The organism is Vibrio sp. FF266 (assembly GCF_041439695.1).
GTDB classification, from domain to species: Bacteria; Pseudomonadota; Gammaproteobacteria; order Enterobacterales; family Vibrionaceae; genus Vibrio; species Vibrio tasmaniensis_A.
Map to the genome: position 1 here is coordinate 32,385 of NZ_JBGOOO010000028.1, position 16,075 is coordinate 48,459.

Annotated in this window: 21 protein-coding genes; 11 read left to right on the plus strand and 10 right to left on the minus strand. The window is 42.4% G+C overall.

Features of this window, described 5'->3' with window-relative positions; all coding sequences use genetic code 11:
• Nucleotides 1-112: 112 nt before the first annotated feature.
• Complete coding sequence (gene folK / locus ACED59_RS18005) at nt 113-610, minus strand: 2-amino-4-hydroxy-6-hydroxymethyldihydropteridine diphosphokinase (RefSeq protein WP_371704785.1); 498 nt, start codon at nt 608-610, stop codon at nt 113-115.
• Nucleotides 611-779: 169 nt separating this feature from the next.
• Between folK and ACED59_RS18010 the strand changes: the two genes are divergently transcribed.
• The 4 genes from ACED59_RS18010 (at nt 780) to ACED59_RS18025 (ending at nt 4,375) form a co-directional block, all read left to right on the plus strand.
• Nucleotides 780-1,118: a hypothetical protein gene (locus ACED59_RS18010; protein ID WP_017096428.1), complete on the plus strand. Its 339-nt coding sequence runs from the start codon at nt 780-782 to the stop codon at nt 1,116-1,118.
• 350 nt (nt 1,119-1,468) lie between these two features.
• Nucleotides 1,469-2,068 (plus strand): chromosome partitioning protein ParA, encoded by a 600-nt coding sequence (locus ACED59_RS18015; protein WP_371704786.1) that lies wholly within the window; start codon nt 1,469-1,471, stop codon nt 2,066-2,068.
• Between the two features lie 191 nt (nt 2,069-2,259).
• Nucleotides 2,260-2,859, plus strand: coding sequence for a chromosome partitioning protein ParA (locus ACED59_RS18020; RefSeq protein WP_069595593.1), 600 nt, complete (start codon nt 2,260-2,262; stop codon nt 2,857-2,859).
• On the plus strand, nt 2,852-4,375 hold the full coding sequence (locus ACED59_RS18025; RefSeq protein WP_017096983.1) for a hypothetical protein: 1,524 nt from the start codon (nt 2,852-2,854) through the stop codon (nt 4,373-4,375). Before ACED59_RS18020 ends, ACED59_RS18025 begins: the two co-directional genes overlap by 8 nt.
• Before the next feature lie 237 nt (nt 4,376-4,612).
• Here ACED59_RS18025 and ACED59_RS18030 read toward each other — a convergent pair whose 3' ends face one another.
• Both ACED59_RS18030 and ACED59_RS18035 read right to left on the minus strand, forming a co-directional pair.
• The gene (locus ACED59_RS18030; protein WP_012604167.1) at nt 4,613-5,620 is read right to left on the minus strand and encodes a tetratricopeptide repeat protein; all 1,008 of its coding nucleotides are present in this window, start codon (nt 5,618-5,620) and stop codon (nt 4,613-4,615) included.
• Nucleotides 5,621-5,906: 286 nt separating this feature from the next.
• A complete protein-coding gene (locus ACED59_RS18035) occupies nt 5,907-6,362 on the minus strand; it encodes an Lrp/AsnC family transcriptional regulator (protein WP_017096982.1) in 456 nt (151 codons plus the stop codon).
• 142 nt (nt 6,363-6,504) lie between these two features.
• Between ACED59_RS18035 and ACED59_RS18040 the strand changes: the two genes are divergently transcribed.
• Entirely contained in the window at nt 6,505-8,316 is a 1,812-nt protein-coding gene (locus ACED59_RS18040) for a PLP-dependent transferase (RefSeq protein ID WP_017096981.1), read from the plus strand.
• 140 nt (nt 8,317-8,456) lie between these two features.
• Here the strand turns inward: ACED59_RS18040 and ACED59_RS18045 are convergent, their stop codons facing one another.
• A complete protein-coding gene (locus tag ACED59_RS18045; protein WP_371704787.1) occupies nt 8,457-8,960 on the minus strand; it encodes a YcxB family protein in 504 nt (167 codons plus the stop codon).
• A gap of 279 nt (nt 8,961-9,239) precedes the next feature.
• Here ACED59_RS18045 and ACED59_RS18050 point away from each other — a divergent pair, with 279 nt between their 5' ends.
• Nucleotides 9,240-9,731: a NifB/NifX family molybdenum-iron cluster-binding protein gene (locus ACED59_RS18050; RefSeq protein ID WP_017096980.1), complete on the plus strand. Its 492-nt coding sequence runs from the start codon at nt 9,240-9,242 to the stop codon at nt 9,729-9,731.
• Nucleotides 9,728-9,925, plus strand: coding sequence for a (Na+)-NQR maturation NqrM (gene nqrM, locus ACED59_RS18055; RefSeq protein ID WP_017096979.1), 198 nt, complete (start codon nt 9,728-9,730; stop codon nt 9,923-9,925). Before ACED59_RS18050 ends, nqrM begins: the two co-directional genes overlap by 4 nt.
• Nucleotides 9,926-9,989: 64 nt before the next feature.
• Here nqrM and ACED59_RS18060 read toward each other — a convergent pair whose 3' ends face one another.
• Nucleotides 9,990-10,268 carry a DUF134 domain-containing protein gene (locus ACED59_RS18060; RefSeq protein ID WP_017096978.1) on the minus strand — a complete coding sequence of 93 codons (279 nt, stop codon included), beginning with the start codon at nt 10,266-10,268 and terminating at the stop codon, nt 9,990-9,992.
• A gap of 44 nt (nt 10,269-10,312) precedes the next feature.
• On the opposite strand from ACED59_RS18060, the gene ACED59_RS18065 reads away from it, so the two are divergent.
• On the plus strand, nt 10,313-10,804 hold the full coding sequence (locus ACED59_RS18065) for a PaaI family thioesterase (RefSeq protein WP_012604161.1): 492 nt from the start codon (nt 10,313-10,315) through the stop codon (nt 10,802-10,804).
• Here the strand turns inward: ACED59_RS18065 and ACED59_RS18070 are convergent.
• The 4 genes from ACED59_RS18070 to ACED59_RS18085 form a co-directional block, all read right to left on the minus strand.
• Nucleotides 10,785-10,988 (minus strand): hypothetical protein, encoded by a 204-nt coding sequence (locus tag ACED59_RS18070; protein ID WP_012604160.1) that lies wholly within the window; start codon nt 10,986-10,988, stop codon nt 10,785-10,787. The genes ACED59_RS18065 and ACED59_RS18070 overlap by 20 nt on opposite strands.
• Before the next feature lie 317 nt (nt 10,989-11,305).
• Nucleotides 11,306-11,449 (minus strand): hypothetical protein, encoded by a 144-nt coding sequence (locus ACED59_RS18075; protein ID WP_009846967.1) that lies wholly within the window; start codon nt 11,447-11,449, stop codon nt 11,306-11,308.
• A gap of 26 nt (nt 11,450-11,475) precedes the next feature.
• Nucleotides 11,476-11,751, minus strand: a complete 276-nt coding sequence (locus tag ACED59_RS18080) for an HU family DNA-binding protein (RefSeq protein ID WP_009846966.1) — start codon at nt 11,749-11,751, stop codon at nt 11,476-11,478.
• A gap of 392 nt (nt 11,752-12,143) precedes the next feature.
• Entirely contained in the window at nt 12,144-12,839 is a 696-nt protein-coding gene (locus ACED59_RS18085; RefSeq protein WP_017096977.1) for a VC0807 family protein, read from the minus strand.
• A gap of 435 nt (nt 12,840-13,274) precedes the next feature.
• On the opposite strand from ACED59_RS18085, the gene ACED59_RS18090 reads away from it, so the two are divergent.
• Entirely contained in the window at nt 13,275-13,991 is a 717-nt protein-coding gene (locus ACED59_RS18090) for a DUF1826 domain-containing protein (RefSeq protein ID WP_029223813.1), read from the plus strand.
• 86 nt (nt 13,992-14,077) lie between these two features.
• Here the strand turns inward: ACED59_RS18090 and ACED59_RS18095 are convergent, their stop codons facing one another.
• The gene (locus tag ACED59_RS18095) at nt 14,078-14,701 is read right to left on the minus strand and encodes a cytochrome b/b6 domain-containing protein (RefSeq protein WP_371704788.1); all 624 of its coding nucleotides are present in this window, start codon (nt 14,699-14,701) and stop codon (nt 14,078-14,080) included.
• Between the two features lie 168 nt (nt 14,702-14,869).
• On the opposite strand from ACED59_RS18095, the gene ACED59_RS18100 reads away from it, so the two are divergent.
• Together ACED59_RS18100 and ACED59_RS18105 are read left to right on the plus strand one after the other, a co-directional pair.
• Complete coding sequence (locus ACED59_RS18100) at nt 14,870-15,385, plus strand: cytochrome c (RefSeq protein ID WP_017096975.1); 516 nt, start codon at nt 14,870-14,872, stop codon at nt 15,383-15,385.
• A 76-nt stretch (nt 15,386-15,461) separates the two neighbouring features.
• On the plus strand, nt 15,462-15,605 hold the full coding sequence (locus ACED59_RS18105; RefSeq protein WP_017096974.1) for a hypothetical protein: 144 nt from the start codon (nt 15,462-15,464) through the stop codon (nt 15,603-15,605).
• The last annotated feature ends 470 nt before the right edge of the window (nt 15,606-16,075 follow it).

Sequence of the window (16,075 nt, forward strand, 5' to 3'; positions counted from 1 at the left end):
TTGAGAAAAGATCAGTAAACCTCAGGTGATTAAGAGTTCAGTTGTTCCTTTCACAATTGTTACTTTCGCAATTGTTCCTGTTGCAGTCGTTCTTTTTTCAGTCATGGAAAGGCTAAGTGAAACTGAGCTCGAACGGGATGGGTTCGGTTTTCTGACTTAACTGATCGAAGCTTTCCCAGAGCTGCTGATATGAGATGTCTAGAGTGGGGTGACGTTCTCGTGCGGCAACATCAACTAACGGCCTGAGCACAAATGCGTACTCGGTGATTTCGCCTCTAGGCAGCTCTACGCCATCAATAATGCCGACTTGATTACCATAAAGAAGGATGTCGATATCCATCGTGCGTGAAGCATAGGCTTTGGTCTGACGCTTGCGATCATTCTTTGCTTCGATTTGATGTAGAACCTGAACCAGTTCGGCGACAGGGAGGTTACATTCAAACCCAACGACTAGGTTTAGGAAGTTGTCCCCCTCGAAACCGACAGGCTCGCAATCGTAGAAATTAGAAATGTGCAGCGGTGCAAAGCGGTCATTCAATGCTTTGAGAGACTCTGTGACGTGGTGTTCGCGGTTAATGTTGCTTCCGATGCTGACGTAGACGTTGGCCATAGTTTTCCTTCCTTTTAAGGAGCCTATACGTCAAACTCGCGAGGAAGATCAGCTATGTATCCTCTTAGAGACAGGAAGATAAAAGAAAATACGGTTCTGCCACAAATCGCGTCTGATAGTGATAGAATCCCCGCATCAGAATTATCGAGAATCTAGGTATTTATAAACAATGTTTATCCATCACGTTAACGGCATCGACTGGCTGGTGATTACAGCTTTTGAAGAACTGAAAACTATGTTTATCGAAGATGCAGGCCCAATCCCATCTTACTTCTCGACCGCCAGCGAATTGAGCCTGATTGAGCAAGCCAAGCGCAGCTATGGATTTTTACCTACACTCCGCGGTGTGATCACCGATACCGGCACCTATCAAAGTAAAGATCTTGAAGAAGATTTGAACCCACAGCTTGCGTGTATCGTTGAAGGGCGAGGTCGAGTGTTTATTTATCACGGCGACTATGTGGCTTTTGTCGATGACGAACAAACCTTCATTACCCGAATGGACTGAATATAATTCAGTTGGTTTGGAGCGGTTGATTAGCTAATAGGTTAATTAGTTATGGATAAATTGCTCTGTACATAAAACTAAGGCCTCGCGTGTGCGAGGCCTTTTTTATGTGTTGTTTAGCGAGCGAAATAACTTGGCCAGAAGCTCGTGATAATATACTGCCAACCCCCGTTCAAATATCCCCCTTAATTGATATTTTTCCCCTCTTTTGAAACACAGAAAAGATTGAGGGTAACAACATCTAATTTCCTATTTTTGTTTGTTATGCCCCTATGCAAACTCTTTATTATTCAGTGAGTTAATTTGTCCGTATTCTCTGGTAACTATTTGAAATACTAGGGGATACAGAAATGAAAAATGGGTTAGTCTGCGCATTAGCCGTGATGTTAATTGCGGGGTGCAAAGAATCGAATGAGCCAAACGTAACTGTAGTGGAACAACCGAGTGTCATCTCTCACATAGAGAAAACACCGGAACTAATTGCAGAATTAAAGGCACAGCCGACCATTGATGATCAACTTAGGCTTCTATATGAGCGTTTTGAATCCATGCTTGACCGCAGCGACTCTCTCACTGGTACTGATGAAAACAATGATGGTATCCGCGATGACATTGAGGCGTTTATTGATGCGTTAGAAGTGACCGAGCCAGTCCGAAAAGCCTTAAAGCAAAATGCCCATTACACACAAGAAAACCTCTATCACGATTTTTCACAAAAGACCGACGCTAATATCAAAAAAGCTCTATATATTTCAGATAAATACGGCAAAGTCATTGCTTGTAAGGAATTTGTTGGTATTGATGTGGATGACAGGATAAACACCTCCAACACAATTACAGCTCTAACCTATAACATCAAAGCTCGTACTATGGCGTACTTAGCTTATAATCATTTACAAGATGGATCTGTAAGTACACTCCTTCCTGTTGAGGCAAAATATTGTGAATAAGCTAGTCACCCCGTTCAAATCTCCCCCTTAATTGATATTTTAACCCTCTTTTGAAACACAGAAAAGGCGGAGGGTAACAACATCTAATTTCCTATTTTTGTTTGTTATGCCCCTATGCAAACTCTTTATTATTCAGTGAGTTAATTTGTCCGTATTCTCTGGTGTCTATTTGAAATACTAGGGAAACAAAAATGAAAAATTTGTTAGTTTGCACTTTATCGGTGATGTTAATTGTAGGATGTAAAGGATCTAATAAGGCAATTGAAAATGGAGTGGAACAACCGATTGTCATATCAAACATAGAGAAAACACCTGAACTAACCGCAGAGTTAAAGGCACAAGAGACAATTGATGACCAGTTTAGGCTGCTATATGAGCGTTTTGAACCCATGCTCGACCGCAGCGATTCTCTTACTGGTACTGATGCAAACAATGATGGTATCCGCGACGACATTGAGGCGTTTATCGATGCGCTAGAAGTGACCGAGCCAGTCCGAAAAGCCTTAAAACAAAACGCCCGTTACACACAAGAAAATCTCTATCACGATTTTTCACAGAAGACCCATGCTAACATCAAAAAAGCCCTCGAAATTTCATACAAGTACGACGAAGTCCTCGCCTGTGAAGAGTTTGTAGGAATTGATATTGATGACGGCATAAACACCTCCAACACAATCACATCTCTCACCTACAACACCAAAGCTCGTACTATGGCGTACTTAGCTTATAATCATTTACAAGATGGATCTGTAAGTACACTCCTTCCTGCTGAGGAAAAATATTGTGAATAGGCAAACAATATTACTCATATTAGTGGTTTTACTGCCATTCAATGCAATCGCTAACTCATGCAAAATAGAAGGTTACACTATCGCCTTTTTTAATGGGGTAGCAACAACCAAAGAACAAGCTAAAAGGGGACAAAAGAAGATCAAAGCCACTCTAGGTATCAGCCAATACAAAAGTGAGTCTGTCGAATACCAGCTTTTCTATAACGATTCTTATATTGAAGGAAGTGGCCTTAACGTACTGGCTGATTTTGCTGAAACCTTTGACCAAAGAACTTCCGAGTTAGAGCAGAAACAATTCGACCGGTGGGAGGCCTTTTGGGACATCGTAAGCGGTAGGCAAAACAGCGCTATCATCCAAAAAATCAGCGCTACTTTTGTTTGGTTTGCTGGGTTTGTTCTCGACTTCACAAACCAAACCATCAATGCAACTATCACGACATTTTTAAAAGAATTAGCTTCACTTGTTGATGCCCCCGAAACTAGCCAGACTAGAATGCAGCATCATCTTTTAAATGACTCTCTTACGTGGAAAGGAAAAAAGCTCATTTACATCGCTCATTCACAAGGGAACTTATGGGTAAACGAATCATATAAGCATGTTACGTCCCAATACGGTTACAGTGCCGATAACATTCACGTTGTTCACATCGCTCCCGCTTCCCCAACCCTTAGCCCAGACAGTGACTATATTTTATCGGCCTCAGACCTTGTGATTAATTTGCTTAACTTTACAGGGATAGGCAGTGTTCCGCCTCCCAACACCACGATAGCACCGAGTAAATTAGACATTACTGGACACGGACTCATTCCTATTTACCTCACTCAACCCAAATCCATTGAGAAAATCAAAGCGTCGGTCGATAAAGCTTTCACGTCTCTTACTAAACCCGAGATGGAAGATTTTTTGTTTAAAATTGAGTTCGATTATAGTGCGAGCTATGACTCACTTCATGATAATCCTGTTTATGAAATTGTTGACGCAAGTAAAACTGACGAATTTGGGTCTTACCTAAAGTCTCCTTCTTTCTATCTCAGCCCAGAGGGTGATTCTTGGTTCAAAAGGAACGTGGATTCTTATATACAAGATGAAGATAGATTGCCATTTAGAGTTGAGAACAATTCTGTGGTTTTGTTTGATACTTGTAAAAGCCCGAACGAGGCAATGAATGACATTCCATCGATTCCCTCGCAAGACACTTATATGTTCGTACAATGGCGAAATTTAAAACGCTTTGAGCTAGGTACATTTAAAGATATTTGGAGGTCAAGAAAGATGACCGATAGATATGGATTGGTAGATGAAACCCCAATAGCATTTCGAGATATGGACGACGACTATTTCATTTGTGCTGGGGATGGAGATGCTATTGAACTAGAAGCAACACAACACTTTTATAATGAGGAGCAACGTCAGTATTTAGTCACTCAGCATTTGTCTGGACGCTATGATGTGTCGGCACGTTATGCAGTACCTTTTCAAAGTTTTCATCCTACTAATCTCTGTCAAGGCCATTGATTACTAGCTACGTTGAAGGTTCAGGCTATGTCCATATGCTAGAGCAACCAAAGCAGTTTAATGAAAAGTTGATGAAAGCGGCTAAGTTGGTGGAGTCGGGGGACAACCTTTCGATAGATAAAACTAAGGCCTCGTGTGTGTGAGGCCTTAGTTTTGAGGCTGTTACAATAAACCGATCTCTAACGGGTAATTGGATAGAAGTGTTCTAGTCCATGACAATTAGAGTCGTTACTATCCTTACCAGATATCTTCGATTAAAGAGTCTTTAAGCTGCGCAGCTGCGGCAATGTTTTCTTTCGACATGTACTGTTTCACGTCGATTATCTCTTTCTCTGCATCCGAGTTTCCGTATTCCTGCGCGACTTCAAACCATGCTAGCGCTTTAACAAAATCGCTCCATGTACCGTGACCATTACGGTAGGCGTAACCAACGGAATATTGACCATAATCGTTGCCCTGCATTGCGGCGTGAGTGTAATACTCTAATGCTTTTTTTGCGTCTGTAGTTTTGAAACCACACGGTTTTTTGTAACGCGTAGAAGAGTAAATATCACCCATCTTCACATAAGAAAGTGTATGTTCATCTTCTTCAATGGCTTTGCTAAATAATTGCATCGCTTTAGAGCAACTCTTTTCAACGCCTTGTCCATTTAGGTAAGAAATCCCCAAATTGTACATAGCACTTGCATCGCCTAAGTTAGCCGATTGCTCAAACCAATACGCAGATTTGGAGAAGTCTTGAGTGACGCCTTGACCTTCATCGTATGAAAATGCGAGTTGATACATAGCGTCAGAATACCCCGCTTTTGCAGAAGCTAGGTAATAATCGTTGCCTTTCTTTAGGTCGATAGGTGTACCTTCACCATCAAAATACATTACGCCTAATGAGTAGAGCACATAAGGGTCTTTGCTGGTTTCAGCTTTGTGGTACCAAGCCAGTGCTTTTTCGTATTGCTCTTCGTAGTAATAATTATCTGCCAAGGTAATCATCGCTTTTACCTCACCAGATTCAGCTACTTGATTCATGTACTCATATCCGCGTTGTAAGTTCTCTTCATACATTGAATCTTCAATTAAAAGGTTAGCAGCCTGCATTAGCAATTCGTTATCGCTAGACGTTTCTGCGTTCTTTAAAAGTGCGAGTTCTTCGCCTTCAAAAGCTTCTATCTCAAGATCGTATGCAAAAGTGCTAGCGGATAGCAGCAGCGACAGTGACGTTAAAAAAGTACAACTTTGTTTTATCATTTAAGCCATTTCTTATATTAGTAATGTTTCACATGAATATAACAAAACAGCTTTGAAAATAAAGGAAATTTCGGGATATCGAAAACCGAATTCACGACAATGAGACCTAGGGCATCTCAATATACTGGAAGCAACCAAGACTGGTTAATAAACGTTGACCCAAGCGATTAACTCAATGGCTTAGGCGCGGAAATTAGGTGGCACTGAGTCAGTAGCAATGGACAGAGCTCTATATGTGCCGATAATGATCTAGAGGTCTTTAAACCCAAATTATCGCGACACTCATTTACCTGACTGGCAGCTTGGTCTTTGTTTTTACCTGACCGAAGGCGAAGCTGGATTCAATCGAAGCAATATTGGGCAGGCGGGTTAATTGCTTGCGGATAAACTGCTCGTAGCTTTTTAGCGACTCGCTGACTACATGCAATAGGTAGTCGTGATTGCCTGTCATTAAAAAGCACTCTAACACTTCATCAATCACTTCGATGTGCTGTTCAAAGTCTCGCATGTTCTCTTCTGTCGGCTTTTCAAGTTTCACCAACACAAACACATTGACTGGCAGGCCACACGCTTCTTGGTCAACACTGGCGTGATAGCCGCGAATAATCCCTTGTTTCTCTAACGCTCGAACTCGGCGTAAGCAAGGAGAGGGCGACAGTGCCACGCGATCGGCTAACTCTTGATTAGTCAGGCGGGCGTTGCTTTGCAGTTCAGCCAGTAATTTCTTATCGATCTCATCCATTGGCATATTCCATCAATATTGAACTTAGTTTGGCAATATTATTGCTCAAAGTGTATGTCTTACTTCGTAAATAGCAATTTTTAGCATCTGCACAAAACTAAAATTAAAGGAGGCACAACCAGCATGGAATGACTTAGGAACTATGAATACTTCAACTCAACTTAGCCCGCTGCGTAAAACTACCAAACACGAACAAGCAGAAGCCCTTGCCATTGAGCAAGCCAAGCATTTTGGTATCGACCCAAACAGTGATTACGGCGTCACGCTTATCGAACTGGCGACGACACTGTACAAAGCCAATACCAAGACACACGATCTTTGGGCATTGACGGTTGATGGCCTTTCAGAGCTCGATAAGAGCGACCGAATCGCTTGGTTTAACGCCAAACGTTTTTTGTCATTCCAGATCGCTAAGATCCTCGACAATCTGCAAAACCCAATGCGCGCCACTTACCAGTCTATTGCCACCAATAATGGTAATTTTGCATCCAAAGGTGCGTATCCTATCTTCGATAATGTCGCTGCTATTTTCTCTGCGAGCCCTGTGATTACACGTACCGCGACCTATTTGTTTGCGTGTACAGAATGGATTGAAGATGCGTTTAATGGTAAGGAGCCGCTGCACGATATTTACTCTCGACTGCTTAACCCAACATCGATTTCACTGGCTAACCACATGGTTGATATTGAGGCAGGCTCTAGAGCCAATGAGTACCTCGCATGGAACTTTAACTCGGGGATGGCCGCTATTGATGGGTTGTTGAGCCATCTACTTGGGTATGAAGACATTGTCTTAGCTTCACGCAATATCTACGGCGGTTCTTACCAACTGTTGGAAGATTGGTTTGGCAAGCCTTCGAACCTGAATGTCGCGGTAGAGTGGGTGGATGGTTACTCCGGGGATGAGTTTGCGACGCGACTTGATGAGGTTGCCGATAAATACGCGGATCGAATCGCTGCGGGTAAGAAAATCTACGTCTACCTAGAGTCACCGTGTAACCCGCATGGATACGTGTTAGATGTTGCTAGTATCAGTAAAGCAGGTCACTCTCGTGGTTGGGATGTGATTGTTGACTCGACAGTGGGCACGCCTTTATTACACCCAGTACTGAAACGTGATGATGTGATGGAAAGACCCGATTATGTTATTCACTCTTACACCAAAGAACTGGCGGGTTCTGGCACCACAACTGCTGGAGTTGTGATTGGCCGCAACGAGACCATGTTTATTCCAAAAGGAGAGGAGGTCACTTTCACCAAGCCCAACGGTGATGAGGCCAAAATCCCATGGAACGAAACGCTGTTTTGGAATGTGTACTACATTAAGGGCGCATTCCTAGATGCAGACAAAGCGTTTGAAGTGCTTAACGGCATGAAAACGTATGAGATGCGAGTGGTGCAGAAAACGATTAATACACTGACTCTGGCAAAGATCTTTGATGCTCACCCAGACATCAATGTCTCATGTCCAGCTCTGCCAGACAACGATAACTATGAACACTGCCAGAACAACATGTACTTGGGACTGCCAGCGGCGCTTTTCACTATCGATATGGAAGGTAACGGCGATCGTCCGCCAATCAATCGAGATGGATTCAAACAGTTCTTCGACATGCTTGAGCCAGCAATCGGCATGCAAGTAAGTTTAGGGCAAACCAATACCGTGGCTTTGTGTCCGGCACTGACCACACATTCAGAACTCAGTGATGAAGCGCTCAATGAAGCCGATATCAAACCGACCACAATGCGTATCTCTATCGGCTTGGAAGATCCGCGAATGTTCATCGCTCATATTGTCGAAGCCGCCAAATTGTCGGTTGACCGTAAACATCTCGACTTCTCATCTAGTTTCCCCTGTGGTGACAGTATCGATGAAATTTATATGCAAACCTACATGGATGTGCATCAGATGTTTGTGAAGAGTTTACCGAAGTTTGAGCAACTTACTCAGTAAGCTGAGTTATTAAGGAAAGGTGACAATCACTTATTTGGTATACGGTGGCCATTGTTGTAGTCCAGTCATGACACTTAGGGTGATGTAAAAATGCCCACCAAGTTGGCAGGCATTAATTGATGCTAATTTGCATAGAAAGCTTAGGAAGCTTTGGATGTTTTGGAAACTTCGTGTTGTTCAATCATGAAGGCAATGGCTTCATCGCTTAAACAAGATTTACTCACATATTGGCGCTGCTTTCCAATATGAAGGATAAAGCCGAGATCGGTCTGTTCAAGTTGGTCGATGTCACGCCAAGCGATAGTATTGGTGGCTTTACGGTTTTTATAACTCACACCATCAGTATCCCCTGAAAAGACCACTTTGCTTCCAGCACCTGAGCTGATTTTTTGTCGCCATAACCACCAGGTTCTCTTGCAATATACACTGAACGCTTCAATCACACTCAAAACGATAAAAAACCAGCCTACGTAGCCACTAGGTAACAGTTCAAACTCCAATAGAACCCAACCAAAAATAAGAAACAAAAATGCCTTTAAATAGGCTTTTGGAAATTGCGTCGGAAGGCTCGTTTGATCATAACACTCTGCGAAAAACGTTTTGTCGAGGATGTATTCTGTGGTGAAACCGGGATCTTTAGGCATGTGTGGCTACTTTGTAGTTCTTTGTTGAGGCGCATTATATCGCTTCACGCTGGTTTGTCTTAGCGGTTTCATTCCCTTTTGTAAATCAATAATACTGAATGCGCTTGTTCATGCCAGAGTCAGTTGTTATTTCAATTGGTGTTAAATGATGTTGTTGAGGATTTACTTCTTAACTTAAGTATCCATTCTGTAAATCTTATTTCTCATACGATAGTTATTGGCATATGCCAGTAATGGGGCGTATTCTGAATTCCTGATTATCAATAACAGGAAGTTACTATGTTATACGCAATACCTTGTCGTGACCTTCATGTCGGCAACCATTTTGCCCGTTCTCCACAGATCGCGATTGTCGATGAGCAACAACAAATAAAGCAGATTGTTCCTTTGGTTGATTCCGACACCGCTTGCAATAAAAAGAAGCAATGGATCTCTGTCCTCCGTTCTTACGATGTGAAATCTGTAGTCGTCCGTCACATAGGGAAGAAGATGCTAGCGCACTTGTTCAACCACGATATTAGAGTCTTGGCATCAACAGGTAAGGCAGAAATCGGGACTTTGGATTTCGACAATCTACGGGAAGTGACCGATTTAGATTACGGTCGGGAGCCTCGCAACGTTTGTCACAGTAAAAAAGGGCACAGTCAGAGAGGGTGCAGCAATAAAGGGAGTAGTAAGAAAGGGTGCGGTGAGGAAGGGTGCAAGAAAGACGCCGCGATTCTGATGGCACAGCCGAATCACTTAGGGAGTATTCGAGGGTTCCGAAGATGACCTTCTTGTTGACGCTATTGGGGTTTGTCGGAATTGTCGCGTTGATGGCGATAGGTGTAATTTTTTCTCGCAAGCCAATCAAAGGCAGCTGTGGAGGGCTTGCGCAGTTAGATATTGAGCGCGAATGCAATTGCAAGGATGTGTGTGAAGGGCAAAGTCGAAAGTTGTATCAGATTACTGAGCCATCAAGCTAAGTATCAAGTTAAGTATCAAGAGTTCTCGCTCGCTGAGTTAAATAACTTCTGGCTAACACGTGAATTAACTGCCTTGAATCACCAACGCATGGCCGTTGACGATGCACTTGGCGACTTTGGTACGTGCTCGCTTAATGATGTTGCCGAACGTTTGGCGAGACACCTGCATCTGCTCGGCGGCTTCAAGCTGGCTCAATCCTTCTTGATCAGCCAAGCGTAAGGCTTCTAACTCTTCTAATAGCAATTCTTCTTTATGAAGCTCGTCCATAGGAACGCCATTAGGCTTAAAGCATGAGTAAGCCGCACGGGTACATAATTGACGATGTTTTTTTGGTCGAGCCATATCAATCTCTAGGAATCTAAGGGTACACAGGAATAAGGGTAAGTATGAAGGTTTTCATTCCTCACAACCATCGGCGTTGCCAAGTGTGCAGCCAAGGTTTTTTCGCAGACAGTCCCATTTGTTTTGAAGCTATTGGCGAAGGTGAGACTTTGGCTCAGTACGAAACGCTAGCTAAGCATGAAACGCCAGTTAAGCATGAAAATTTAGCTAAGTATGAAGCTATAGCCAAGATTGTACCAACAGATAAAGCTGAGGGCTACGACGGTATTATGCAGGGGGGTATTGTTACTGCGTTACACGACAGCGCGATGTTGTATTGCTTGTTCCATAACAATATCAATGCGATGACGGTGAGTTTAACTTCTCGCTTTCACCATCCAATCGCCATTGGTCAGGAACTCGAAATTCGCGCTCAATGGGTGAAAAGCAGACGTAATCTTTATTTCCTCGAAAGCCAAATTACGCAGTGCGGGAAGTTATGTTCGTCGGCAAAGAGTCAGTTCATGTCAGCACCGCCTAGATTTGATCTGAACTAGAAGCTTTGTTCTTTTTGAAGTATTTGAACGCTGTCCAGACGGCATAAGCCGAAACACCTACGATCAACGCTGAGCGAAGTAGAATAGGTGCATCATGCTCAAGTTGACTAACATGCGGCACAATACTAGCGAACAATCGACTGGTAAAAAGCAGCCCCATTACTAACATAACAATTTTATTCATGTGACCTGCCGTTCAATAGGGTACGTTGCACAGAAACAATTATGGGGTGGGTTACACGGCCAAAAAACTATTCTGCTCGAAATAAAATCATGCGCTTCTCAAGCTTGGTCGTCAACGCGATATCAGCTTAAAGCCAGTAAGCTAAAGTTTCGTTTTTGAAAGCGAGGGGGATTAAAAGTGAAGAGGGGATTGAAAGGGGGAAGAAGAGTGATGCGCTAGGGCTTGTTCTTCAAACTAAAATGCCACCGCAAATCTGCAGTGGCATTTGAATGACAACAAACCATCATGTAAATCTTTAATTACAGCTCGAATACAAACTAAAGCTCTAACAGTTTGGCTAATTCACGCTCTTCGAGAAGCTCTTCAATGCGTTGACGAGCCTTAGGCCCTTCAGCTTGTGCTTTGGTTGACTTGCCGGCTTTTTTACTGCGGCTCGTTTTTGTTTTTTCCTTAGTTGTCATCGGTAACCTTCCTTGTATTTTCTATCTTACAGGTTGCATGTCTCTTTTAGTGCTTTACCTGCTTTAAATGCTGGTGTTTTTGACGCTGAGATTTGAATCTCTTCTCCAGTTCTTGGATTGCGACCAGTGCGAGCAGCGCGGCTATTCACTTTAAAGCTACCAAATCCAAGGATAGATACATCGTCGCCATTAGCAAGCGTAGTCGAGATGCCTTCAACGAGTGCATTGAGTGCTGTGCCTGCTTGCTCTTTTGAGATGTCAGCAGAAGTTGCGATGTGTTCAACTAATTGAGATTTGTTCATGTTTTAAATTCCTTGTCGAGTTCGTCTGGCGTTTGGTTTTTGCAAACTATTGGTTAAATATGACCAATATGAACTGAAGTTATGTCATTGCTAGGATTGAACTTTGTAAAGTAACAAACGAAGTTGATTATAAAAACATATCACGCCTCATTCAATGCAAATCATTGACTATTACTTGTTTTCGGCCAGTTATGGACAGTGAGTCATGAAAATGAACATCGTTTTGTTTAAATTAATTCATGATATCAATTGAAAGTTAATATTTTGCTGTATGTAGAACAGACAAAAAAGCCCAGCGTGTGTGCTGGGCTCATGCTTTTTTGAAGCAATCTGTTTTTTAAAGCAATCGAGTATTTGAAGCGGTTTTGTACTCGGAGCTAACGCAACGAAAATTATTTAGTAATAAAGATCTGTTCCGTTTTTAGCGAAGTCATCGAGCGAACTTGGCGCCAAATGTAGTAGAAGATACCTAACATCATCAACATACTTGGTATAGCGATGGCCGGGTAGCTGTAAAGTGTCAACTTACCCAATTCTTCATTAAAAGCTGCAGTACCTGCTGGGCTAGTCACAATCCAAGTCGCTAGAAAGTAGTTCATCGCAGAAGAAAATGCGAAGGTACTAGCGAATAGGTAGTTTGACTTCATTAGGCAACGATTAAACTCTGCTTGGTTACCAAACTCTCTTAAACGCTCTTCGATTAGAGATATGTTTAACAGTGCAGGCGTGAAGATAACTTTTTGGATAAACGGGTAGCGAGTGAAGGTTGAGCCAAGAACCGCTAAACCAATTAGGCCGGGTATTAATGCTTCTTTTAATGCTAACCAACGAGTATCAAGTTCGAAGAAGCCGATACCGCCGGTTAATAATACGCTGACAAAGCCAAGTGCCGCGATGAAGTTAAACTTCTTGTTGCGGACTAACTCCATACCACCGTAAGCAATAGGGAAGGCAAGCGCGACAAGTAGTGCTAAGCCAGTTCCTAGGTGTTCCTCTCCACTGAACTTCATTAAGATGAATGAAGGAAGAAAGACGTTAAATACGACTTCGAAAAGAGGACTCGATTTTTTGTTTTCTGTGCTGCTCATAATTTCTAAATACATTATGTTATGGATTTATTCTCAGGGATTGTTGTTTACCTCGCTCAAGATGTAAAGCCTTAAGACGTCATGCTGTGTAACGACATGTGACATCAACGACATCTCTGAACTTATAGAACGCGTAATTCAACACTTTCGTGTCTGAGTTCTCGATTAACTTGGGGCTTATGGTGTGAAAGCCGTTGCTTGCTGAGTCAATTTATATGAACGCCATAGCTAAGCTTTCGCGTTTTTCTGCAGTGATCCACATTCATCAAGTTACCTAAGGCTGCAAACGCATATCCATATAATTGGAAACATGTATGCCAAGTTGCTTGTGATATCTTGGTTATGTTATAACATAACCAAAATATCACTCTTACTGAGAATAACGTTCGTATCGGTAAGAGGAAAACAACAAGCATGTATCAAGGAGATGACGTAATGAATGCCGTGTTAACGAAACCTGTGACAACCGATAATAATCAGCCACTTAACATTGGTTCTGCTGCAAGTATCAAGGTTCATGCGAATCATGCTCCATGCTATAGCGCTTCTGAGCAGCCAACGGTGCTGGCAGACATCTATCAAAGCAATGTCAATATTGCGATTTGGCAGCGTACATTTGATGAAGATTTAACAATGGCAATCAGTGAATTTATCGCCTTGAATCCAAACTTCAGTAAATCTATGAGCCTGTCTCCAGACAACGCCTATGAGAAATTGGAGTTTGCTACCGACGAAACCGCATCTAAAGCACTACTAGAAAACATGGTAGAGCTGGTGGATATGTTCTGTTGTTTGTTTGATCTTGAAGAAGTAGGGCTCCGTTTAGCGGTTCTGAATAAAGCGATGTGTCCACGCTTCCATGTTGACCAAGTCCCTTGCCGTTTAGTGACTACCTATCATGGTGTTGCCACTCAATGGCTGCCAAACGACTTGGTCGACCGTACGAAGCTAGGAAGAGGGAGTAACGGAAAGCCAGATTCAGAGTCAGGCTTGTACAGTCATGAGTCGGATATCGAGCAACTTTCGAGTGGTGATGTGGCATTGCTTAAAGGGGAGCGATGGAGTGGCAACGAAAACGCGGGTCTGGTGCATTGCTCACCCGTAACTTCATCTAACGAGACGCGATTGTTGCTGACGTTAGATTTTGGTTAGTCGCGCTCTATTCGCGAGACGATTTTTAGAAGTCGTCGGCTTACCCCTTTTGTACATCCGGTTTTATACTCGTCAAACCTATTAATTTACGCCAACACTGTCAGCATAATGATGAGCAGCGCCGCTAAAGCTAGTACGCCTAACGCACGCCATTGAGAAACAAACGCAACACTGCCATTAAGTTCGATTTTTCTTTGGAAGCCAGTGACCATTGCCCAAGTTAATGGTTTTGAGCGTAATTTATAGAACAAAACGGCAAGGACGTGTACCGCAATCAGAGTTGGAAGTACTTTTATCATAGTGAGGTGAATGTTTTCTAATGATGAAAATACGGAGTCATTCAACCAGATATTTGCATAGGGTAAGTGATCAAGAAGCCCTGCTAAGGCTAAACCAGAAACACACTGAATAGTTAAAGCTGATAACAGTGTAACAACCATCCAACCGCCAGCAGGATTATGGCCTGGCTTTTCTTTTTCTTTTCCTAATAAATAACGAACTACTGATTTAGGTGATCGTAAAAACTGTCTGAACCGGCTCGTTTCGCTACCCACCCAACCCCAGACCAATCGCCAAACGATTAATGTCATAAGTGCTAGCCCAAGTTGAACGTGGGGTCCATTACCTGAAATGCCCGATGCCATTAACCCCATGAAAAGCGCCGCTTGCGTCCAATGGTATAGGCGAGTTGATAGATCCCAAATCTTCATAGTTTCACTCTCTCTTTTGTTTATTTAATCTCTGTTCGCTTTACAGTAATTCACACAGCAATAGTTGCAATTGCAACTATTGCTGTGTAAATTGACTTTATCAAGGAAACACAGGCGTCAAAGAAACACAGACATCAGAGCAAAACGGAACACCGAAACGAATCATCGATGTCTGTATCGAAACCAGACAACAAAAGCTATATGAAGCGAGGAGAGATCAATATGAACAAGAGAATGATTCACAAGAGATTGGTGAGCCTACTGTGCACTACAACCGTTTTACTTAGTACCCACGCTTGGGCATCACAAGATCATTCGAACCAAATTGAACAGCGCCAATACGCATTTACACAAGTTGAAACCTTGATTGAGCAAGCCAAAGACTTATTAGATGGCAACGATACGAGTTGGCAGGTATTAGAAGAAACGAGTTTAGAGTTAACAGCTCATAGCGAATTGTTACTGACGTCATTTCCGGTGGGCAGCCAAGAGGGAAGTAAAGCTAAAGAGAGTGTGTGGAGTGAGCCTGAAAAATTCGAACGACTACTAAGTCAAATGAATCAAGGGTTCCAAGAACTCTATCAAGGTAGCCAACAAGGTGATGTATCACTGGTAGAATCAGGATTAAAAGCAGCGCAGGCGACTTGCAAAAGCTGCCATCGTTCATATCGCTCACGTTGGTAATAACATTCAGTTCGCTCAATTAACTAACTAACCCCATTTAACCAGTTAAAACTATTTAGCCAAAAAGGAACAAAATATGAAAATGAGTGTGTTTATAACACTAGCCGTTTCAATCATGTTTTCTGCTTTCACAAACGCAGCAGACTATGCCGTTGCTCTAGGCTACGCTGATGTGAATGTTCAACATTTGGGCTACAAACTTTCTGTGACGAACAACTAGTAGTCGTTGGTTGTTGAGTTAGTATTGGGTAAGTGAAAATACAATAACTGACAAAACTAATAGTTAGTAAAGTAATTAAAGCGATTATTAACTAACCCCAACTTCGGTGAAATCTAAGTAATCGAATATAAATATTGATCTGATGGAAATAAGAATGCCGTTGGGTTTAAATGACGAGAAATAAAGGGCTGAACGTTATGTGTTGGGTCCTTTTCTATTTTTTCGTCTAGGTAACAACGCTATGTTGAGCGTATTTAACTTAATTATCCTCCAACAGGCCGTTCGGTATAATTTCTCATGCAATCAATAATTTACTTGGTGAATGTCTCGCTATGCGTGCCCCTACTCACATATATTGCTGATATTAACCTTGGATGGTTTATTAATTTATTTTAAAGCGTAAAATAAATGGTGCTTGCAAACTGTGTTGGTGACAAATTTGTCACCGCGGTTTTTACTTCCAAATTATA